Source organism: Elioraea tepida, assembly GCF_019203965.1.
Classification (GTDB): Bacteria; Pseudomonadota; Alphaproteobacteria; order Acetobacterales; family Acetobacteraceae; genus Elioraea_A; species Elioraea_A tepida.
The window spans coordinates 397,457-418,236 of sequence record NZ_CP076448.1; the positions used below are offsets into that span (position 1 = coordinate 397,457).

Sequence of the window (20,780 nt, forward strand, 5' to 3'; positions counted from 1 at the left end):
TTGGCGCTGCGCGATCATCGGGCCCCGGTCACATGTGCCCGACCTCTTCGGGGACGGTGTAGAAGGTCGGATGGCGATAGGGCTTCGAGGCGGTCGGCTCGAACAGCATGTCCTTGTCCGCCGGGTCGGAGGCGGTGATGGCCGCCGCGGGAACGACCCAGATCGACAGCCCCTCGCCGCGGCGCGTGTAGGTATCGCGTGCGGCCTGAAGCGCCATCTCGGCATCGGCGGCATGGACGCTGCCCACATGCCGGTGCGCGAGCCCGGTGCGGGCGCGGATGAACACTTCCCAGAGCGGCATGGGGGTTTCGCTCATGGCCGTCACTCCGCAGCGATCCTCTGTGCCGCGTACGCGGTGCGTTGCCGGCGCTTCGCGGCATTGGCGAGCGCCGCCTCGCGCACCCAGGCGCCCTCGGCGTGGGCGCGGCGGCGCGCCTCGAGTCGCTCGCGATTGCAGGGGCCGTGGCCCGCGAGCACGCGGCGGAACTCCTCCCAGTCGATCGCGCCGAAGCGCCAGTGGCCCGTCTCCGGGTCGAACCGGAGGTCCGGGTCGGGGAAGGTGAGGCCGAGATAGAGCCCCTGCGGCACGGTGGCATCGACGAACTTCTGGCGCAGCTCGTCGTTGGTGAAGCGCTTGATCTTCCAGCGCATCGATTGCGCCGTGTGCTGGCTCTCCGAATCCGGCGGGCCGAACATCATCAGCGCCGGCCACCACCAGCGGTTCAGCGCGTCCTGCGCCATCGCCTTCTGCTCGGGCGTGCCGCGGCAGAGCGTCAGCATAATCTCGTAGCCCTGGCGCTGGTGGAAGCTCTCTTCCTTGCAGATCCGGATCATCGCCCGCGCGTAGGGGCCGTAGGAGGTGCGGCAGAGCGGGATCTGGTTCATGATTGCAGCACCATCCACAAGCCAGCCGATCGCGCCGATATCGGCCCAGGTCAGCGTCGGGTAGTTGAAGATCGAGCTGTATTTCGCGGCGCCCGAGAGCAGCTGGTCGACCAGCTCCTCGCGCGTCACGCCGAGGGTCTCGGCGGCGGCGTAGAGATAGAGCCCGTGCCCGCCCTCGTCCTGGACCTTCGCGAGCAGCGCCGCCTTGCGACGGAGCGACGGCGCGCGGGTGATCCAGTTCCCCTCCGGCAGCATGCCCACGATCTCGGAATGGGCGTGCTGGCTGATCTGCCGGATCAGCGTGCGCCGATAAGCTGCCGGCATCCAGTCATTCGGCTCGATCCGCTCCTCGGCGTCGATCCGTTCCTGGAACCGGGCGAGCCGCCCCGGCTCCTCCGTGGCAACGGTCTCTGGCTCTGCCTGGTTAAGCGCCTGGGTGTACATCCGCCGCCTCCTCTCTGCGCCGATGTATAACAGAAATTCGGCTACGGCGGCAAGTTCTGTAACGTATCAGCTGTGGTCCTCGACAAGGTCGGCGAAGCGGGCGCGGAGTCCCGGATCGGGCGACGGCAAGGGGCCGCTCTCTGCCCTGGCATGGGCATCGAGCCAGGCTTCTGAGGGATCGAGCAGGCGGCGCCACAGACGCGCGCACAGGGCGCGCGCCGCCGGCTGCGGCCAGCCGGCCGGCAGGAGGGCGGACGGAAGCAGGGGGTCGCGCAGCACCACACGGCGGTAGTCATGGATCAAGAGCACGCGGGCGACGAGGGCGGTCAGCGCCTCGGGCGCCGGGGCCGACGCCGCCGCGTCCCAGGTGGCGAGGAACTGCCGGTAGCGATCCGCCACCTCCTCGAGCGGCCAGGCGAGAGCGGCAAGCGCAGCGGCATCGCCGGGGTGTGGGGTTGCTCGCAGCCGCAGCGCGCCGGGCAGCAGCGGCGGTTGCGCGCCGGAAGGGGCGACGAACACGCCCGGGGCAAGGCTGCCGAATCCCGCCGCCGCGAGGGCCTCCCGGGCGGTGTCACGGGCGCTGTCGCGGCCGAGCACGACGAGCTCGAGGGCGGGGTCGTGGCGCTCGGGTTGCGGGCCGTAGATCCGCTCGGTGGCGGCGGTGAAGGTCTCCGCTCCCTTGGTGGCGAGACGGTAAAAGCCAGAGCGGCCGATGCGCCGACGTTCGAGCCAGCCTTCGGCGGCGAGGCGTGAGACGGCGGTGCGAACCACGCCGCCACCAATTCCAAAGGCGGCCATGATGTTCAGGAGCGAGGCGAGGGCGAGCGAGCCGCCGCGCGGCGCGATCGCATCGCCGTAGAGCGTGATGATGAGGGAGCCGGTGCGGTGCGGGCCGGCGTGGAGGGCGGCGAGGCGGGGGGCGAGCCAGCGTGGCGGGTCGATCACGAGGGTGGCGGATGCCACGAGGCGTGGGGCGAGGGAAGGGTGCTCACAGGGCGAGGCGCGGGCCGCGCGGCCTCCCGTCGTCCTACCGTTGAAGCGCCAAGGCTTCTCTGGCACCGCGCAGCTGGACGGCCTCGCTCCCTCCCGTGGCTGGAGCACAGACGGCCCGGAAGCGTAGGGCGGTTTGCGGATTGCCTCCCGCCGTTCCACCGGGGCCGTCCCGCTGCCGATCCGTCGACGCCGTCAGGCGCGACGTCTCGGCGCTCGCGTCAGGGTCGAACTCTCGACGCCCGGGCGGCGAACGCCACGCTCAGTCTGGTTGGCCGCCCGGGCACCCCGCAGACGCCGGCCCACGACGCTGCGCCCTGCGCCCCGCGCGCGGCCGCTCCTTCTGTGTCCAAGGAGGGCGGTCCTTCCGCGCGCGCTGCCGCCAATGGCCTCTCCCGGCGCTCAGGCGGCCTTCACCGTGCCGATGAACGAGGCCACCTCCCGGCGGAGCCGCTCGGCATTGGCGGAGAGCTCCGACGCCGCCTTGCGCATCTCGCCGGTCGACCGGCCGGTATCGTCGGCCACGCGCTGCACGGCGCCGATGCTCGAGGAGACAACGCTCGTTCCCTGCGCCGCCTGCTGCACGTTGCGCGCGATCTCGGCGGTCGCCGCGCCCTGCTCCTCGACGGCGGCCGCGATCGAGGCGGCGACCGCGCTCATCCGCTCGATCGCCGCACCTATCGCGCGGATCGCCTCGACCGAGCGTGACGTCTCCAGCTGCACCGAGCCGATCTGGGCGGCGATCTCGTCGGTCGCCTTCGCCGTCTGGGCGGCGAGGTTCTTCACCTCGGAGGCGACCACGGCGAAGCCCTTCCCGGCCTCTCCGGCGCGCGCCGCCTCGATCGTCGCGTTGAGCGCGAGCAGGTTCGTCTGGCCGGCGATGTCGTTGATCAGCCGCACCACCTCGCCGATCTTCTGCGCCGATGCGGCGAGCGCTTCCACCGTTGCGTTGGTGCGCGCCGCTTCGGCCGACGCTTCTTGCGCCACGCGCGTGCTCTCCGTTGCCTGGCGGGTGATCTCGCCGATCGAGGCGGCGAGTTCCTCTGCGGCGGCCGCGACCGTCTGCACATTGGCCGATGCCTGCTCGGCCGCGGCCGCGACGGCGGTGGTCTGCCGGAGGGTATCATCGACCCCCGTGGCAAGGCTGGTCGCGGTCGCCTCCATCTCGGTGGCGGCCGAAGCCACGGCCTCGATAACCGTGCCGGCCTCGGCCTCGAACCGTGCGACGGCTTCGGCGATGCGCGCCGCCCGCGCCGCCTTGGCCTCGGCTTCGGCACGCTCGCGCGCCTCCGCCTCGCGCGTGCGGACGATCAGGTCGCGGAACGTTTCGATCGCGCGGGCGAGATCGCCGATCTCGTCCTTGCGGTCGAGGCCCTGGATCGGCGCGGCCGTGTCGCCGTCCATCAAGGCGCGCAGCCGCGCGATCGCGCTGCTGAGCGGGCTTGCGAGCCCGCGCAGGCCGATCAGCCACACGAGGAGCGCGGCGAGCCCGAGCGTGGCGGCGACAAAGACGAGCGTGACGAGGTGCGTCGTGGCGGCATCCGCGCGTGCCTCCTCCGCCATCTCGTCAACCAGGCGCGAGGCCACTGCGTCGAGCTCGTCGGTGAGGCGATCAACCGCCTCGAACGCGGGCAGGTTCTGGGCCAGAGCGGCGAGGGCCGCGACACCGTCTCCGCGCTGGGCAGCGGCAAGCGTCCTCTCCACCGCGCCGAGATAGGCCTCCGCCGCTGGCATCAGGCGCTCGAGCACCGCGCGGCGCTGTTCGTCCGCAACGGCCGCCACGGCCTGGTAGGAGGCGCGGAACTTCTGCACCTCCTCGGCGATGCGGCGGCGTGCCTCGGCCACGACCTCGGGGCGTGGGTCGGCGGCCACCTGGTTCTCCCGACGCCGGATCTGGACCATGTTGGCGTTCATACGGGCCGCGCGCTCCGCACTATGCCCGGCGTCTTTGACGGCTTCTATCGATGCGGTCAGCGACGAGACGGCCCACAGGGTCGAGAGACCGAAGGCCATCAGCACGATGGCGAACGCGCCGCCGAGCAGAGCCATCTTGGTCACGATCTTCACATTCTTGAACAGTGTGTACATGTCAGCCTCCGCTCAACCGGCCAATGCCGGCCCCTGTTCCCTAAGACTGACGCGGGTGAAGCAACCGTTACGTTCAGCGGAAAATCTGGCCCCAGCGGAGGCTCCGGCTCGACCCAACCACCGGAGGGGGACACGAGCCGCTGGCGGTAAACGCGCTCCGGCGAACGTGAGCGAGGCTCGCGGGCGACGGATGTCGCTCTCCGCCCCCGGTCGGGCGGCACTTCCCGCTCGCGTTCGACGTCTTAATCTTTCGAAGTGGTCGGCCGGGCTGGATGGAGCGGGCGAAGGGATTCGAACCCTCGACCCCAACCTTGGCAAGGTTGTGCTCTACCCCTGAGCTACGCCCGCGCTCCGATGTCGAGGTGCAAACGTTCCCTCAAGAGGCCCGCGACTATACGCACGGTCGCGGCGTTTGCAACCCACCGCCCCTTGCCGGCGCGAGGCCGCCCCGCCGCCCCCGCTCTTGCCGGCAAGCCGGTCGGCACCTAGCGTGCAGGGCAATCGCGGCAGCACGCAGGCCAGCCACCGCTCCGCCACGGGAGAGACGACGCCATGTACACCACCCTCGAGATGCTGATCGACGGCAGGTTCGGCCGCTTCGGCAGCACGGTCGCCGAACCGGTTCTCAACCCCGCAACGGAGCAGCCGCTCGCCGAGCTCCCCCACGCCTCGCGTGACGACCTCGAGGCGGCCGTGGCCGCCGCGGAGCGCGGCTTCGCCGTCTGGAAGGCGACCTCGGCCTACGAGCGCTGCCGCATCATGCGCAAGGCGGCCGATCTGATGCGCTCGCGGCTCGAGGCGATCGCGACCGTGCTGACGCTCGAGCAGGGCAAGGTGATCGCCGAGGCGAGGGCGGAGGTCGCGACCTCGATCGACATTCTCGAGTGGTATGCGGAGGAAGGGCGACGCGCCTATGGGCGGATCGTTCCGGGCCGCGTCGCCGGGGTCAGGCAGATGGTGCTCAAGGAGCCGGTGGGAATCGTCGCCGCCTTCACGCCCTGGAACTTCCCGGCGCTGACGCCGATGCGGAAGATCGCCGGTGCGCTCGGCGCCGGGTGTTCGATCATTCTCAAGGCCTCGGAGGAGACGCCTGGCACGGCCGTCGAGATCGCGCGCTGCCTGCAGGAGGCGGGGCTCCCGCCAGGGGTGCTGAACCTGGTCTTCGGCGTTCCGGCCGAGGTGTCCGCCCATCTCATCTCCCACCCGAAGGTCCGAAAGGTCTCCTTCACCGGCTCAACGGCCGTGGGCAAGCAGCTTGCGAAGATGGCGGCTGAGACGATGAAGCGCACGACCATGGAGCTCGGCGGTCATGCTCCGGTGATCGTGTTCGACGACGTGGATGTCGAGGCGGTCGCGAAGGTCGCGGCCGCCGGCAAGTACCGAAACGCCGGCCAGGTCTGCATCTCGCCCACGCGGTTCTTCGTGCACGAGAGCCGCTATGGGGCGTTCCTCAAGTGCTTCACCGAGATCGCCTCAAGCCTCAAGCTCGGAGACGGGCTCGACCCCACGACGCAGATGGGGCCGATGGCGAACGCCCGCCGGCTCGAGGCGATGGACATGTTCGTCGCCGACGCGAAGGCGAGGGGGGCGACGGTCACGACCGGGGGCGAACGACCGGCCAACCAGGGGTTCTTCTACAAACCCACGGTGCTCGCCGATGTGCCGCCTGAGGCGAAGGTGATGCACGAGGAGCCGTTCGGGCCGATCGCGCCGATCGTTCCCTTCAGGAACTTCGACGAGGTTGTCGAGCGCGCCAACGGCGTGGCCTACGGGCTTGCGGCCTATGCCTTCACCAACGACGAGAAGCGCGCAACCGCGATCGCCGATGCCCTGCAGTGGGGCATGGTGGGGATCAACAGCCTCGCCGTGTCGACGCCCGAGACGCCGTTCGGCGGGATCAAGGACAGCGGCCACGGGAGCGAAGGCGGAATCGAGGGGCTCGAGGCCTATCTCAACGTGAAGTTCGTCTCCCAGGCCTGAGGGAACCGGGCGGGCGCGGCGCGCCGCGCCCGATCCGGCCGCAAGCCCACGCTCCGCTCCCCGGGGAGGTGCGGTCAGGCTGCCGCCTGGGCTGTGTTGTGCACGCGGTAGCGGCTCGGGTCGGTGATGCGCACGCCCTCGGGATTGTCGGGCGAGAACTCGAACACCGGCCCCTCCCAGGCGTCGAAATCGATCACCCCATTCGGGTCATAGCGTTGCATGTCGCGCGCGGCGATCACGCGCGTGCCGCTGTGCAGCGCGAGCTCGCCGACGAAGCGCCGCCCGTCGCCCCAGGTGCCGCGGTTGTAGGAGGCCGTGTCGGCCGGCGCGCAGGCGAACAGCACGATCAGATCGACGAGGCCCCTCCAGGCACGGGTCAGGCCGACGTTGAACAGGTTGAGGCCCTCTCGCCCAAGCTGAAGCCCGAACCCTCCGTGTGCGACGGGCATGCACATCTGGTCGGAGAAGTTTCAGGTCGCCTCGAAGCCGTGGCAGAGGATGTGGAGCCGATTGAGACGCCGCCTCTCGCGCGCCCGCCGCGCGACGACGTCAATGATCTCGCGGATCGGACGATTGGCGCCGACCTGGAGAACGACGGTGTCGTAGAGCGGTATGCCACCCGTGAGCCGCCGATCATGAACCACCATCGATGCCATGGCAGGGCATTCCCCGGCAGCGATCGTTGCGATCTATCGCGAGATCGAGGGTAAACGATCCCGCAACGGACGGGCAAGCGGGCGGAGCGCTCGCTCCGCGGCGGCTCCGCCCCGGCCAGCCCGGCGCCATGCCCGCCGTTCCGGGGCAAGACGGGTCTCCTTGCGGCCACGCACCGATGCCGACTGCCCTGCCGACGCCGGAGCTGCGGTTCCGCCTCAGCGCCGCCCGCACCGTCACAAGCCGCGGCAAGCGGCAGGAGGTGGCGATCGGCCTGGATCGGGTAGAGTCGGCTCATGGACAGAGCACGGCCCGCGCGTCGTGTTGCCGCCGTGATGCTCGCCGACCTCGCGGGCTACAGCCGCATGGTCGTGGAGGACGAGGTGGGAACGCTCGCACGGGTGGCGGCGGTGATGGCCTCCATCGCACGCCCCGCCATCGCCCGCCACGGGGGGCGCATGGTGAGGGGAACCGGCGACGGGTTCCTCGCCGAGTTTCCCTCAGCGGTCGAGGCGGTGGCCTGTGCCGCGGCGATCCAGGAGACGATGGCGGCAGAGGCGGCCCGAACCCCTCCCGGCCGGAAGCTTCTGTTCCGGAACGGCGTCAATCGCGGTGACATCATCGCCGGCGAGGACGGAGAGATCTTCGGCGACGGCGTCAATCTCGCCGCAAGGCTCGAGCCGCTCGCCGAACCGGGCGGCATCGCCATCAGCGCGAAGGTGCATGCCGAGGTGAAGGGCAGGCAGCCGCTTGCGTGGATCGACGCCGGCGAGCGCGTGCTCAAGAACATTCCCGAGCCGGTTCGGGTGTTCTTCGCTCGGGGTGCGGGGGTGGCCGAGGCCGAACCGGCACCGAGGCCGCGCGCGCGGCTCGCGGTCCTGCCGTTTGCCGGTGCGAACGTTCTTGCTCCGGGCCTTTCCTGGCTCACGGCTGCGGCCGTCGCCCGGGCGCGCCGGCTCGCCGTCACCTCGACGGCCGAAGCGGAGGCCTTCGCGCGCGACCCGTCCTCGCTGCGCAGGCAGGCCGCCGCCGCCGGGCTGCGCGCCGTGCTCGAGGGCGAGGTTGTACGCACGGGCGATGCCGTCACCCTCTCCGCCCTGCTCGTCGATCCGCGCACGGGCAACCACCTCGCGGCCTTCCGCGAGACCTCGGACGCCGCCTCTCTCGCCGAGCTGCCGGGCCGGCTCGCCGCTGCGATCGCTGAGCGCGCAAACGAGGCCGACCCGCTTGCAAGCACCGTCCCGACCCGGAACCCGTTCGCCTTCGCGTCGCTTCTGCGCGCCCTCGGCTCGCGCGACCCAGAGGCCGCGATGGAGGCGCTCGAGGCGGCCATCGGCGAGGATCCCGGCTGCGCTCTCGCCCTTGCCCTACTCGCACATGCCCACGCCCTGCGCGCTGAGGTCGATCCCGTCAGCCTGCGCGACGCGGAAGCGCTCGCGACCCGCGCCCTGTCGCTCGACACCGTGAACGCGCGCACGCTGGCATGCGCTGCCGCCGCCCTTGCACGCGCCGGAAGCGATCGGGCGCAGCATGCCGCGGCGCTTGCCGCTTCGGTTGCGCAAGGGGACGGGGAGGCTCAGGCCGTGCTTCGTGCCGCAGGGCTTTTGGGCGGACAGGCCCAGGGACCAGGGGTCGCGGCTGCTCCCGACGATGTCGGCAATGCCTGACCGGGTGTGGGTGGTCGGATGTGCTGTCGCTTCGGGACCAGGGCCGATCGGTTTCGCGCGCGCGCCGGCGGTGCTGCCGCCGCAACGCATCGTCGCCTGCGCTGCTGTCGTTTCAGGCTCGACACGGACGGTTTCGCCGCGGTCGCTTTACGCCTCGCAGTTCCACTGAATAGCATCGGACCCGAGAGTCGCGGCCACGCTTCTGTGCCGGCTGCACCCCAAGCTCCTGGTTGCGTCTCCGCAGATCGCAGAGGAACACGCTTCCCTGACGCTTCGAGCGAAGGATTGACCGTGCAAAGCGAGGCTGTCGCTTCGCATTCGGGGCGCCTCACCGACTGGATCGACCCACCATGAAGAGTGATCCGGTCATCTCGTCCGATGCGTCCAGGGCGGCGGAGGCGTTGGCTGCCTTGTTGCGCGTGGCCGTCGATGCGAGCCCGGTCTGCATCACGATCTCCGACCTGAGGCGCGATGATGCGCCGCTCATCTTCGTGAACGACCAATTCTGCCGCACGACCGGGCACACGAGGGAGCAGGTGATCGGCAGGAATTGCCGGTTCCTCCAGGGCGAGGGGACCGACAGGAGCGTTGTTGCCCGAATGCGCGAGGCGATCGCACGGCGCGAACCGGTCTCGATCGAGCTGATCAGCTACAAGAGAACGGGGGAGCCGTTCCTCAATCGCCTGGATCTGGCCCCGGTCCGCGATTCTCGCCTTGAGATCGACGCTTATGTCGGCGTGCAGAGGGATATCACCGCCTTCCGCGCTGCCGAAGCGACCCGGCGTGAGCGCGAGAAGATGGAGGCGCTTGGCCGCCTTGCCTCGGGGTTCTCGCACGAGTTGAACAACCTCCTCCAGCCGATCATCACCTATAGCGGGATGCTCGCGGCCCGCCCCGAGATGGCAGAGGCCGAGTACGCGGAGCAGATCAACGCGATCGTCGATTGCGCCTCGGCGGCCCGGGACATCACCGCCCAGGTCCTGCATTTTGCGAGGTCCGGCGTCGCCTTGTCGGAGGCGGAGCCCCTTTCCCGGCGACCTGGCGAAGCGATCAGGATGGCGAGCCGGCTTCTGCCGCCGGGCGTTTCGCTCTCGATCGAGGGGGTCGAAGACCTGTCGGCCGCCTGCGCGATCGACACCGCCGAACTGCTTCAGGTCCTTGGCAATGTGTTCCGCAACGCCGCCGATGCGATGGACGGGAAAGGCTCTGTCCGGCTCGCGGCGGTGATGGAGGACACGACGCTCGTTCTGTCGGTGAGCGACACCGGGCCAGGCGTGCCGCCTGAGCTCTGGTCGCGGATCTTCGAACCGTTCTTCTCGACGAAGCCGCCCGGGCAGGGAACCGGGCTTGGGCTTGCCACCGCCTGGGGGATCGTCCGCGGCTGGGGAGGCACCCTGACCGTTCGGAACCGGGAGGGCGGAGGTGCGGAGTTCATCATCCATATCCCGCTCGACCGGCGGTCAACAGATTGGGGAACGAACAACAATGGCGCGCATTCTTCTGATCGATGACATGCTGGCGGTGCGCAAGGCGATCGCAAGCCTGCTCAAGAGTGGCGGCCACGTCGTGACCGAGGCCGGCGATGGCGAAGCTGGGCTCGAGGCGGCACGCGCCGGCGGGTTCGATCTCGTGATCACCGACATGTTGATGCCGAAACGTGATGGCACTTCGGTGCTGATGGAGCTCGCACGAACGCCGAACCGGCCGAAGCTGCTCGCCATCTCGGGCGGCTCGGGTGCCCTGTCCGAAATGGACGCGCTTCGTCTTGCGTCGCTGACGGCGGATGCAACGCTCGCCAAGCCGTTCGACAACGCAACGCTGCTGCAGGCGGTCGATCGCCTGACGGGCGCGCAGGCGACGGGAGGCTGAGATGCGCCGCTTCAAGGACTGGCCGATCGGGGTTCGCATCGCGGTCGGCGCGGCGATACCCGTCGTCGTCGCCCTGTTCGTCGGCATCAAGGGTGTGGTGACGCTCGACACGATCGGCCGGGATCAGGCTCGGACGGCGGACGCGTTGCGCGTCAGCATGGCCGCGGCGCGCGCGCAGAGCGGGTATCTCGAGCTGAAGGTCACCGTCCGGGAATACCTTGCCCGCAACAGCCAGCAACGCTTCGAGCGCGTCGAACAGGCCTATCGGGTCGCGCTCGAGTCGGCGGAACATCCCGAAGACCGCGCAGCCATCGAGGCCTACTGGACCGGATTCCCGGAGATCGCGACCCTCAGGACGGAACAGAACCGGCTTCGCGACGAAGCGATTCGGCGTGACGGGACCGCGATGCGGCTTGCACTCGAAGGCCCGCTCGCCGCATGGCCGACCGCGAGGGAGGCGCTGCAGTCGCTTCTTCTCATGCGTGTCTATGGCGAGCGCTATCTCGACACCGCCGCCGCCGCCGACCTCGAGAGGGTGCAGCGCGAGGGGGCGAGGCTTGCCGCGCTGGTCGCGGATGCTCCCGGCCACGAAGCCCAATCCTTCCGTGATCGGCTCACGGCCTTCCGCGAGGGACTGACCCGCTGGCGGGAGCTTGCGAACAGGATCGCGGAGCTCGACCGCAGCGTTCTTGACGAGCGCGGCACGGCGTTGATGGCACGCCTTGGAGAACGCGAGCGCGACCAGACACGAATCGCCGAACAGGCGACCGCCGAAACGAGCGAGGCGATCACGGGAGCGATCTGGACCACGACGCTCGCTTTTGGCCTGGGGGCGCTGTTCGCTCTCGTCGGGGCGACGGCTGCCGTGTTCTCGGTCACACGGCCGCTGCGGGTTGGCACGGAGGCGATGCGGGAGATTGCCGCGGACAGGCTCGAGGTCGACATCCCCGGGGTGGAGCGCAAGGACGAGCTCGGCAAGCTCGCAAGAGCGCTCGAGGTCTTCAAGCAGAACGCGCTTGCGCGCCGGCGCCTCGAGACAGAAACGGAATTGATGCGGGTTGCAGCGAAGCGTCGCCAGGAGGAGATTGACCAGCTTGCCGGCCTGTTCGGCAAGTCGATCGGCGGGGTGTTCTCCCGTGTGTCGGAAGCCTGTGACGCGATGCGGCAAACGGCCGATGGGATGGTCGGTGATGCTGCCGCGACCGCAAGCGACGCGCGGGCGATCGGGCTTTCGGCGGAACAGACCATGTCATCGGTCCAGACCCTCTCGGCTGCGGTCGAGGAACTGGCCGCCTCGGTTCGGGAGATCGCGGCGCAGGCAACTCACGCTGCGGAAACAGCTCGGGCCGGTGCCGACGATGCGCGCGGGGCGAGCGGTGCCGCGCAGGAATTGTCGGAGGCGGCAGCGCGCGTTTCTGGGATCCTTCGGATGATCGCGGATATCGCCGAGAAGACCAATCTGCTTGTGCTCAACGCCACGATCGAGGCTGCGCGCGCCGGCGAGGCGGGCAAGGGCTTCGCGGTCGTCGCATCCGAGGTGAAGTCGCTCGCCACCCAGACCGCGAGGGCGACCGACGAGATCTCGACCCAGATCGAGACGATGCGCCGCGTCGTCGGCACGACGGTCGCCGTCGTCGAGCGCCTGGGCGCGCGCATCTCCGAGATCTCGGAGGGGGCCGCTGCGGTCGCTGCAGCGGTCGAGGAGCAAGGCGCCGCGACCCGCGAGATCGCCCGCACGACCGACCAGGTCGTGTCCGCTATGGGGCAGGTGACACGCGCCGTCGCCGCTCTGCAGGAGGCGGCGAACACGGACGGTGGCGCACGCGCGGTGGTCGGCAGCGCATCGGCGCTGACCCGGGAGACGGACGTCGTCGCGCGCGAAGTCACCGAGTTCCTCTCTGCCCTGAGCGAGACAAAATCGGGCGAGAGGTTCCGACGCCATGACACAGACCTCGCAGCGGAGCTGACCGTCGGCGGCACCACGCGGGCGACCAGAGTGCGTTCGCTGAGCGGCGGCTCAGCGTTCAACCTTTCAGGCGTCGACCTTCGCCCGGGCGACCCGGTCAGGATCGCCGTCGCCGGCTTCGCCCGGCCAATCGAGGCGCGCTCCGTCTGTCGCGAAGGGGAGGGCGCGTCGGTGCAGTTCCCGATGAACCTCGAGCATGTCGATTGGGTCGAGAGCGAGATCGCACGCCTCGCCCTCAAGCGCGCCGCGTGAGGCTGGGTGACGCCTGACGGCAGGGCGAGGCTCTGCGGTTGCGCATGTTGCCGGCGAGCGGGACGGCTGCGCACTTGCGCAGGGGTCTAACGGGCACCGGGAACCGCGCCGACGTGAGGCCGGGCGCAGGGTCGCATGGAACGTTCTTTCGAGAACGCACCGCCTATCCCGGGCGCGCCGACGCCCTGCGGCTCGCTGACGCCTGCGCACCGCAGCGCGCGGCGTGCCCCGTCCAGCCGGACGGGGGCGGTCAACGCGGTGCGAGTCGGCGTGGGCGCGCGTCGCGGCCGGAGGTCTTCGCCTGTCCTGCCGCTGGTGGCCTCGGCTCGGGCGCGTGCTTGTGGAGGCGACGCCACAGAGTCACGTCACGGCCGTAGAAGTCCGGGCGGATCTCGAGCCTGCCGTCTTTCGCGGTGAAGGCGGTGTGGTAGAGCACGAACACGGGAACGGGCTCACGAAGTGGCTTCCGCACGGTTTCCCCCGTCGCCACCCGTTCGTGGATCGCCTCGAGCGGTTCGCCCATCAGCAGGGCGGCGAGGTGAAGCGGCTTCTCGACCCGGATGCAGCCATTGCTGAGGCGGCGGTTCTCCCGGTCGAAGGCCGTCTTGTCGGGCGTGTCGTGCAGGTAGACGTCGAACCGGTTCGGCATGTCGAACATGATCACGCCGAGACCAGCGAGGGGGCCCGGCGCCTGTTCCGCCTCGCCGTTCGGCCGCAGCGCGATCCCGTTTCGGGCGAGGAACTCCGGGTCCTCTTCGAGCTTCGGCAGGATCTCGGCGGCGACGATGTCGGCAGGGATGATCCAGGGCGGGTTGAGGAAGGCGCCTTCGATCACCGCTTGGAACTCCGGGCTCTGCTTTCGCTCGGTCTCCTCGCCGACGATCACGCGAGTCGTGAACACCGGGCGGTCGTCGCGATAGACGACCAGCCTCTGATCGGCGACGTTGACCCAGACACGATCGGCGGGCAGGCGGCGTGGCAGCCAGCGCTGGCGTTCGAGGTTCGCGGCGATGAGCGGCCGCGGGTCGGCCGCGCCGGGCGCTGCGGCTGCGCCGGAACGATGCCGCCGCAGGGCCTCGCGCAACGCGCTGTAGGTTTCCGTCGCGGGCGCGAGCGACTCGATCACGCCAACTGGATCGGCGCTCTCCAGCGCCCGATCGAGGACCGCGGCGACGTCGACGGGCTCGGGCAAGAGGTCCTCGCGCGGAAGACGTCGGCCGGCGGGCACACCGCCAGCCGACAGCGCCTCCGCGTAGGCGAGCACGGCGTGCGAGAGCAGAAGCTCGCGGCGGAGCGGCGGGAACATCGCCGCACGCCACAGAAGCGAGGCGTGGAAGAGGTCGGGGTCGAGGCCGTGGTCCGCAGAACGCAACACAGACTCCGCGAACCGGGCCGCAAGAGCCGGACGCGTGGTCCAGACCGGCTCGAAACCGCGCCTGGCGTAGAAGCGGCGCAGCAGGGTGCCGTCGAGCACTTCGCCGGCAACGATCGGGTCGCCTCCCCTGCGCAGATGGGCGAGGTCGTCCAAAGGCTCCGGGTCGGGCGGCGTGGTCAGCGGGGCTTCAGGGGACGCGCAGCCGGACAGCGTCGACAGCGCGACGGCAGCCGCACCGGCGGCCAGCACCGAGCGCCGGGAGAGGGCGGGCCGAGAGGGGCAGCGTTCCGCCGTGCGGCGGAGCGCACCTGCCGCGGGTTTGGGTTCGCAATCGGTGGCGCCCATTGCAAGTTACCGTTTGACAGACCGCAGGCGATGCCTGTTCCCTAAGTCTCGCAGGTGTCAAAACCATAGGAAGTTCCGAAATGACAGCCAACGAGCTGACGACCGACGTGAGGAAGGGACGCGCCTTCTGCCTGCTCCGCAAGGCGGCGATCGCCGCATTCCTCGCCCCTGCGGCGCTACTCGCTGCCTGTGCGCAGGAGCCGCCGCCACCCCCGCCTGCCCAGACGCCCCCGCCGGCCGCGGCTCCGGCACCCGCCCCGGTTCCGCCGGCACGAGGCTAGGCCGAACGAGGTCATGCCGGCGAGGGCGATCGCGCTCGCCGGACAGGCTGCTCGGAAAGGCGCGCCACGCGCCTTTTCTCCGTCCCGCCGTGCTCCCCTGGTGGTCGCCCCTTCGACGGCGCGGCGATGCTCCGGTGAGGAGCGATCGCCGGTCGCTCGTTGGGGTTCCCGGTCGGGGGAGGGGAGGCGACGGCGCGTCGTGACGACGGGCGCCAGCCGTTCTCGATTGTGGGCGAATGGGTGCCGCTGGCGGAGGGAGTGGGATTTGCTACCACAAATCCACCCCTAAGCCATTCAACGGGTTAGGTTCTCTGCCGGCGGCAGTGTGATACGGCGAAGGTCATCGCGTCCAGCCCTCAGCGCACCCGCTGATGCGGCTGCGGCGGTCCTCCCGAGGCGGCCTCGTCGATCACGGCGGCAAGCGTGTCGTCCAGCGCGCGCCGCCACGCCCGAACCTCCGCATTGAGCGCCTGGCGCGTGGCGTTGCGGAGCGCCGCCGCCACGGGCACGCCCTGCCGCGCCAGGGCGGCGCGGGCCGGGCCGAGGTGCTCGCCCCCGAGCATGAAGGGGATGCGCTTCTCCCGCGCCTGCGCCGCATATGAGCGGGGGTCGAGGTCGGCGGCCACGCCGATCTCCGCCAGCGCCGCGCGCGCCCGCTTCGCCCATTCCGCGCGCCACGCCCGGAGGTGTCGGCTCCCTGCCTTGCGGTCGTCGAGTTCGCGCGTCTTCTCGGTGAGGCGCGCTCCCTCGCTGCGGCGGGTCGTCAGCAGGATGTGGCCGTGCAGGTTGCGGCGGTCGCCCTCTCGTCCCGGCAGGTGAAGCGACCAGTCCGCGGCGCAGCCGTGGCGCCGCGCGATCCATTCGGCCCAATCGCGCAGCAGCGCGGCGGCGCGCCCGGGCGGCAGCTCGTGCGGGATGGCGATCACCACCTCCCTCGCTACGGTGGCGTCGCGCCGCCGCTCGGCCTTCTCCGCCGCCGCCCAGAGCTCGCCGCGCGTGCCCTTCCAGCCCGCGAGGCCGCTCGCCGCCACGCCACGCTTCCGCGTAAAGTCGTGGCGCTCGCCCGTGCGGGGGTCGTCGAGCGCGACGGCTGCGCGGTAGGCCGCCGCAGCGACGGCGGTGCGGCCTGCTGAGCGCCTTATGGTGCTGGTTCGCATGTAGAGGATCGCCACCCCGATTTCCTCCCTTCCCCGGCGTTCGGCGCAGCCGAATGCATCCTTGCGCCCTTCACCTTTGCCTGACCTGGTTCCCTCGGGGTGGCGGTCCAGTCCCTTTGTCCTCTTGGCTTCGTGGCCCTACTTCCCCGGCAAGACCATCGGAGGGAGGACGGCATGGGTCGGAGACCGGCAAGCGAGCGGCTGCGCGCCCTCGAACAGGAACGGCAGGCGCTCGAAGCACGCATTGCCCGAGCACGGGCGCAGGCGCGCTCGGTCGAGCCGCAGCGGCTCTCTCGCCAGCGCTTCGTGCTGGGGGCCGTCCTCCTGCCCCTGCTGGGCGAGGAAAGCGCGGATGGCGAGGCGCTGCGGCGTCTCGTGCGTCAGCGCGCCTCGTCGCCCGCGGATCGCCGCCTGCTCGGGCTCGATGGCGACGAGGACGACGCGCCGGTTGCCATGATCGAGGACGACTGAGCGCGCCGCCGCGCTCGTCCTGTCGCTCCACCGGATGGGCCGCCCCGTGGGCCGCTGGGGCGCGGCAACGTGTAGCCCTTCGGGATCCAGCCGAGCACGATCACCGCATAGGCGAGCAGGCGCGGGAGCAGGTGGATCGTCGGCCTCGCCGGGTCGGCATGGAGGTCGGTGCGGTCAAGCGACTCCCGCAGATAGCGAATCGGCGTCGCCTGGAACTCTGCCGGCACCTTCGTCAGGAAGATCAGCAGATCGGGAAGATGCCGGTCGAGGTCGCCCGCGAGTTCCACCTGTCGCGCGAGCGCGCGCCGCGCCGCCATCAGGTCGTTCCAGAGATCCGCCCGCGCCGCGCTCATGGACGCCTCCACTCCTGCTGCCCGATCCGGACCTAGCGCCGCGCCGCGTCGCGACAAGCGCCCCGCGTGCCGGAGGCAGCAGAGGGCGGCGCCGCATCCGCTGGATGATTGGCGCCTCGTCCGGGTCGGAGAGCGGCGGATCCTGTCCGAGTTCGCAGTAGTGGAAGGCATTGCCACGGAACAGCACGCGCCGGCTGATCCGCAGCCCTGCCGGCTGGCCCTCCCTCGTGGTTCCCGGTCGCAGGATGCCGAGCGCGCGCATCCGCGCCACGGCCCGGCTGACCGCAGAAGGCGTGAGAGCGAGCCGCGCCGCGATGTCGGAAACGCGAAGCGGACTGGGCGTATCACCGAACTTCTGCACGAGGGTGAGAAGCGCGAATACGCGCAGCTCCCGATGCGTCAGATGCTCGATGGCGAAGACGAGGCCCTCGGGGAAGACGGTGAGGAAGGACGCGCCGAACGACGCCCGACGACGCTCGCGGCGACCGTTGATCACCAAGCCCGGCACCCCGGGAACGCCCAAGCTTAGAACCGCGCCGCTCTCGATTGCCTCGGCCACCACTTCAGCCGACGCGCCCGCGTCGATCAGGTAGGGGCCGCCGGGTGCGTGGGCGTCGTTCTCGCTCGCCATCGTGGTCCTCCCAGTGTTGTTGCTGCTGACAACACTGGTTCCCACGATGGCGGCATCAAGCCGGGGGGCGGATCGCGAGCAAACCCCTGGGCGCGTTGGCGCTTTTCCCTTCGCGCCGGTCCGCGCGCCTCGCGCCTCTCCTGATCCTCCTTCCTGCTCTCGCCCTAAGCCGCCGCTGACTGGCCCCGTCGCAGCAGGAAGGCGAGTTCCTTCACGAGCGTCTGCGGGTTGCGGCAGACGTGGAAGTCCCAGCGGCCCAGCTTGCCCCAGGCATTGACGGCGCGCGCCCAACGCTTCGCGCCGTCGTGCTTCGCCGCGGTCTGGTTGTCCTCGCGCCCCTTGATTTCGAGGATGAGCGTCAGGTCGGGCTCGCCCTCCGGCGTCGCCATGCGAACGAGGAAATCCGGCTCGTAGGCATGATCCACGCCGAAGAACTCATAGGGAATCGTCAAGCCGAGGCCCTCGTTGCGCGCGTAGAAGCGGACGATTCCCTGCCTCACCGCCTCTTCAAGCCGGAAGGTCGCGCTCTGCTCCCATTGCTGCGTGTCGGCGACGACGTGGCTGATGTGGCTGCTCTGCGTCGCGAAGACCGGGCGCTTGGTGCGGAACTCCACATCCGCCGTGCTGCCGATCTCGCGCGTCCGGTTCAAGAGCGGCAGAAGCGGCGGCTCGCCCGCGCTGTCGTCTGGCTGAATCGCATCCCTCACCCGCTCAACCAGCTGCCGAAGATACTTCTCAAGCCCAAGCTCCTGCGGCGGAGCACCGTTGAAATCAACCTTCCGCCGGACATACTCCTCCACCACCCGGAACACCTGCGGAAAGAGCGCGTGGCGTGATTGCAGCGCGAACACGCGCCGCTTCTGCCCCGCATGCTGCGCGGTGCCGGCTGTCGTCAGTTCATCCACGATCCGCTGCGCCGCCTGAAACAGGATGGTCTGCGGATGGACCGAGGCATAGAACGCCGCGCGGTCCTGCTCGTGGTAGCCGAAGGGCGACGGCTCCTCGGCCAGCCCGCCGCTCACCTTCACGCCCACCTGCGGGCGAACGAAGGTGCCGGTCGGCTCCTCGCTCGGCTCGATCCGCAGCCGCTCCATTGCGCCGATATCGCAGCGGATAAGGTTCCGCCTCAACGCGAAAGCGTAGCCCTCGACGACGGGGAAACGCATCTCCATCGCCGCGCGCTCGGGCAGCGCCTTGATAAGGTTCGGCGGCGCGTCGTCAGGCTCGGGCCGATCCACAGGGCGACCACGGAACGGAATGACCGAGAACGGCACGCCATAGACATCGCAGTATTCCTCGGCCAGCAGCCCCGTCGCCGGGTCGGGCCTATAGTCCATCCGGCGCAGCCCGCGACCGACCACCTGCTCGCACAGCAACTGGCTCGTGAAGGCGCGCAAGCCCAGGATCTGAGTCACATTGTTGGCGTCCCATCCCTCCGTCAGCATCGAGACGGAGACGACGCAGCGCACATGCTCGCCCGGCTCACCGGCCTTGCCGACGGTCGCGACGACGCGGCGCAGCGCCTCCGCCGCGTCGGCCTTCTTCTTCGTGCCCTCGCCGGCTTCGGCCTGCGCGAGCAACTTGCTGTCGATGCGGATCGTGAATTTCCGCTCAGGCGTGTTGGCGAACAACTCGGGGAACACCTCGCCGTGGCCATAGGCAATGCGCGGCGTCGGCGTCTTGCCCTTCCGCTTCGGCGCCGCCTCGGCCTCCTCCTCCTTGTCATCCTCGCCGAGCACCTCCTCGACCTCGGCCTCGGTCGTTGTCTCGACGACGCGCTCACCGCTGATGCGGCGGTAGAACTCCTCGGCAATGTCGGTGTTGTCGCAGACGATGATGAGGCAGGGCGGCGTGCGGTCGGCGCCGGGCTGCGCGGCCTGGATCAGCTCGAAGCGCTCCTTCCACTGCCCCATGATCTGCACCAGCGCGCCCTGCGCCTCGCGCCAGACCACCTCGGGCTTCGGCTTGCCCTGCCGCCCCGGTAGTTTCTCGCCCGGCTGAAGGCCGTCGCGGATGGCTTCCCAGAGGCGGAAATAGCGCGGGTCGGGGCGGCCCGTGGTGTCCTGCACGGGCAGGCGCGGAATCTTCGTGATGCCGCTCTCGATGGCATCCACGAGGCCGAAGTCAGAGACGATCCACGGGAAGGGCTGGCCCTCCGGGTAGCCGCTGCCCTTGATGCGGAATGGCGTGGCGGAGAGATCGACCACGAAGGCGATGCCCGGCTTCTCGCCGCCGGCGGCAATGAGGCGGTCGAGGCCATCGACCCAGACCGTCGCCTCCTTCGCCTCCTCCTCGAACGCGCTCCTCTCCTCGCCGGTCAGGCCCGCGCCTGCCTTGGTGCCGGGCGCGGGGCGCCAGCAATGGTGCCCCTCGTCATTGATGACGAGGATCGGCAGGCGGTCAGCCTTGTCGCGCAGGATGCGGCGCAGGAAGTCCTGCGGCGTCTCCTCGCCCTTATCGACCACGGCATGGTTCCTGTCGCCCTCCTTGTGCTGGCTCTCGGGCGCGAAGCGGTGCCAGTTCTCGATGATGACGGTGCCGCGCGCCAGCAGCGGGCGCCACTTCGACGGCACCAGGTCGAAGGCGTCGTAGTAGTTGCTCGCCGCGTCGGGGCGCAGCACCGCGAGCCGCTCCTTGACCGTGAGGTTCGGCGCGCAGACGAGTACGACATCGGGATACTCGCGGCTCTCGGGGCTGATGCCGCGATTGACGAAAGCCCACGCGATCAGCATGGCGGCGACCAGCGTCTTGCCGCTGCCGGTCGCGAGCTTGGCGGACATCCGCCGCAGCGGCAGCAGGGAGGGGGCCGCGGGCTTGTCGATCAGGCTCGGCCAGAAGGTGGCGTCAGCGGGCAGGCCGAAGGCGGGCCCAGGGCGCTCGCCGCGCAAGAGGCGGCCAAGGTCCTCCTCGCTCACCTTCGGCGTGAAGCGCAGCCGGCTCGTGCGCGCGTTGAAGCGGATCTCGGCGAGGTAGATCAGCGTCTCCACCGCCTCGCGCTGGCAGAAGAACAACCGCCGTTCGCGGTCCTCGCGCGACCAATGCCGCAAGAGTTCCTTCGTCGCAGGCGTGGCCCCGCGATAGTCGGCCTCGCGCCAGCGCTTCACGTCCTCGCGCAGCAGGTTCGGAAGCGGAAGATCATCCTGCTGCTCCTGCGCCAGCAGGGAGAGCTGCGCGCTGCCGGTGCGCTCGGTCTTGTACCAGTAGGAGGCCGGGCGCCGGCCCGGCTCCTTCCGCGCCGCGCCGGTCTGCGTGTCGTATTTCCAGTGCTGATCCGGCTCGGCGTAGGGCGAGCAGAGGATGGGCCGCTCGACGGGCTGGATCGGGATCTCGGTCTGCTGTGCGCCTGAGCCGCCGTTGCCGCGTGCCATCGCC

16 protein-coding genes and 1 tRNA gene are annotated in these 20,780 nt (G+C 70.1%); 6 read left to right on the forward strand and 11 right to left on the reverse strand.

The window, feature by feature from the left end:
- Positions 1-28: 28 nt before the first annotated feature.
- From paaB to KO353_RS01945, 5 genes are all read right to left on the reverse strand, one after another.
- Entirely contained in the window at positions 29-316 is a 288-nt protein-coding gene (paaB, locus tag KO353_RS01925) for a 1,2-phenylacetyl-CoA epoxidase subunit PaaB (RefSeq protein ID WP_218286094.1), read from the reverse strand.
- 5 nt (positions 317-321) lie between these two features.
- Positions 322-1,329 (reverse strand): 1,2-phenylacetyl-CoA epoxidase subunit PaaA, encoded by a 1,008-nt coding sequence (paaA, locus tag KO353_RS01930; protein ID WP_218286095.1) that lies wholly within the window; start codon positions 1,327-1,329, stop codon positions 322-324.
- Between the two features lie 66 nt (positions 1,330-1,395).
- Complete coding sequence (locus tag KO353_RS01935; RefSeq protein WP_235691985.1) at positions 1,396-2,292, reverse strand: PaaX family transcriptional regulator C-terminal domain-containing protein; 897 nt, start codon at positions 2,290-2,292, stop codon at positions 1,396-1,398.
- 429 nt (positions 2,293-2,721) lie between these two features.
- Complete coding sequence (locus KO353_RS01940; protein WP_218286096.1) at positions 2,722-4,407, reverse strand: methyl-accepting chemotaxis protein; 1,686 nt, start codon at positions 4,405-4,407, stop codon at positions 2,722-2,724.
- A 273-nt stretch (positions 4,408-4,680) separates the two neighbouring features.
- Positions 4,681-4,755 (reverse strand) — tRNA-Gly (locus tag KO353_RS01945).
- 204 nt (positions 4,756-4,959) lie between these two features.
- On the opposite strand from KO353_RS01945, the gene KO353_RS01950 reads away from it, so the two are divergent.
- Entirely contained in the window at positions 4,960-6,387 is a 1,428-nt protein-coding gene (locus KO353_RS01950) for an NAD-dependent succinate-semialdehyde dehydrogenase (protein ID WP_218286097.1), read from the forward strand.
- A 74-nt stretch (positions 6,388-6,461) separates the two neighbouring features.
- Here KO353_RS01950 and KO353_RS01955 read toward each other — a convergent pair whose 3' ends face one another.
- Both KO353_RS01955 and KO353_RS01960 read right to left on the reverse strand, forming a co-directional pair.
- Complete coding sequence (locus KO353_RS01955) at positions 6,462-6,836, reverse strand: hypothetical protein (protein WP_218286098.1); 375 nt, start codon at positions 6,834-6,836, stop codon at positions 6,462-6,464.
- Positions 6,837-6,857: 21 nt separating this feature from the next.
- Positions 6,858-7,043: a hypothetical protein gene (locus tag KO353_RS01960; protein ID WP_218286099.1), complete on the reverse strand. Its 186-nt coding sequence runs from the start codon at positions 7,041-7,043 to the stop codon at positions 6,858-6,860.
- Positions 7,044-7,337: 294 nt separating this feature from the next.
- Here KO353_RS01960 and KO353_RS01965 point away from each other — a divergent pair, with 294 nt between their 5' ends.
- The 4 genes from KO353_RS01965 (at position 7,338) to KO353_RS01980 (ending at position 12,795) form a co-directional block, all read left to right on the forward strand.
- On the forward strand, positions 7,338-8,708 hold the full coding sequence (locus KO353_RS01965) for an adenylate/guanylate cyclase domain-containing protein (protein ID WP_218286100.1): 1,371 nt from the start codon (positions 7,338-7,340) through the stop codon (positions 8,706-8,708).
- A 350-nt stretch (positions 8,709-9,058) separates the two neighbouring features.
- Complete coding sequence (locus KO353_RS01970) at positions 9,059-10,219, forward strand: ATP-binding protein (RefSeq protein ID WP_218286101.1); 1,161 nt, start codon at positions 9,059-9,061, stop codon at positions 10,217-10,219.
- A complete protein-coding gene (locus KO353_RS01975) occupies positions 10,194-10,577 on the forward strand; it encodes a response regulator transcription factor (RefSeq protein WP_218286102.1) in 384 nt (127 codons plus the stop codon). Before KO353_RS01970 ends, KO353_RS01975 begins: the two co-directional genes overlap by 26 nt.
- Before the next feature lies 1 nt (position 10,578).
- The gene (locus tag KO353_RS01980; RefSeq protein ID WP_218286103.1) at positions 10,579-12,795 is read left to right on the forward strand and encodes a methyl-accepting chemotaxis protein; all 2,217 of its coding nucleotides are present in this window, start codon (positions 10,579-10,581) and stop codon (positions 12,793-12,795) included.
- Between the two features lie 250 nt (positions 12,796-13,045).
- Here the strand turns inward: KO353_RS01980 and KO353_RS01985 are convergent, their stop codons facing one another.
- Both KO353_RS01985 and KO353_RS01990 read right to left on the reverse strand, forming a co-directional pair.
- Complete coding sequence (locus tag KO353_RS01985) at positions 13,046-14,515, reverse strand: L,D-transpeptidase scaffold domain-containing protein (RefSeq protein WP_218286104.1); 1,470 nt, start codon at positions 14,513-14,515, stop codon at positions 13,046-13,048.
- A gap of 637 nt (positions 14,516-15,152) precedes the next feature.
- Positions 15,153-15,968, reverse strand: a complete 816-nt coding sequence (locus tag KO353_RS01990) for a MobA/MobL family protein (RefSeq protein WP_218286105.1) — start codon at positions 15,966-15,968, stop codon at positions 15,153-15,155.
- A gap of 159 nt (positions 15,969-16,127) precedes the next feature.
- Here KO353_RS01990 and KO353_RS01995 point away from each other — a divergent pair, with 159 nt between their 5' ends.
- Positions 16,128-16,424, forward strand: coding sequence for a hypothetical protein (locus KO353_RS01995; RefSeq protein WP_218286106.1), 297 nt, complete (start codon positions 16,128-16,130; stop codon positions 16,422-16,424).
- Between the two features lie 174 nt (positions 16,425-16,598).
- Here KO353_RS01995 and KO353_RS02000 read toward each other — a convergent pair whose 3' ends face one another.
- Together KO353_RS02000 and KO353_RS02005 are read right to left on the reverse strand one after the other, a co-directional pair.
- Positions 16,599-17,408 (reverse strand): helix-turn-helix domain-containing protein, encoded by an 810-nt coding sequence (locus tag KO353_RS02000; protein WP_218286107.1) that lies wholly within the window; start codon positions 17,406-17,408, stop codon positions 16,599-16,601.
- A gap of 164 nt (positions 17,409-17,572) precedes the next feature.
- Positions 17,573-20,776, reverse strand: a complete 3,204-nt coding sequence (locus KO353_RS02005) for a DEAD/DEAH box helicase (protein ID WP_218286108.1) — start codon at positions 20,774-20,776, stop codon at positions 17,573-17,575.
- Positions 20,777-20,780 lie beyond the last annotated feature (4 nt).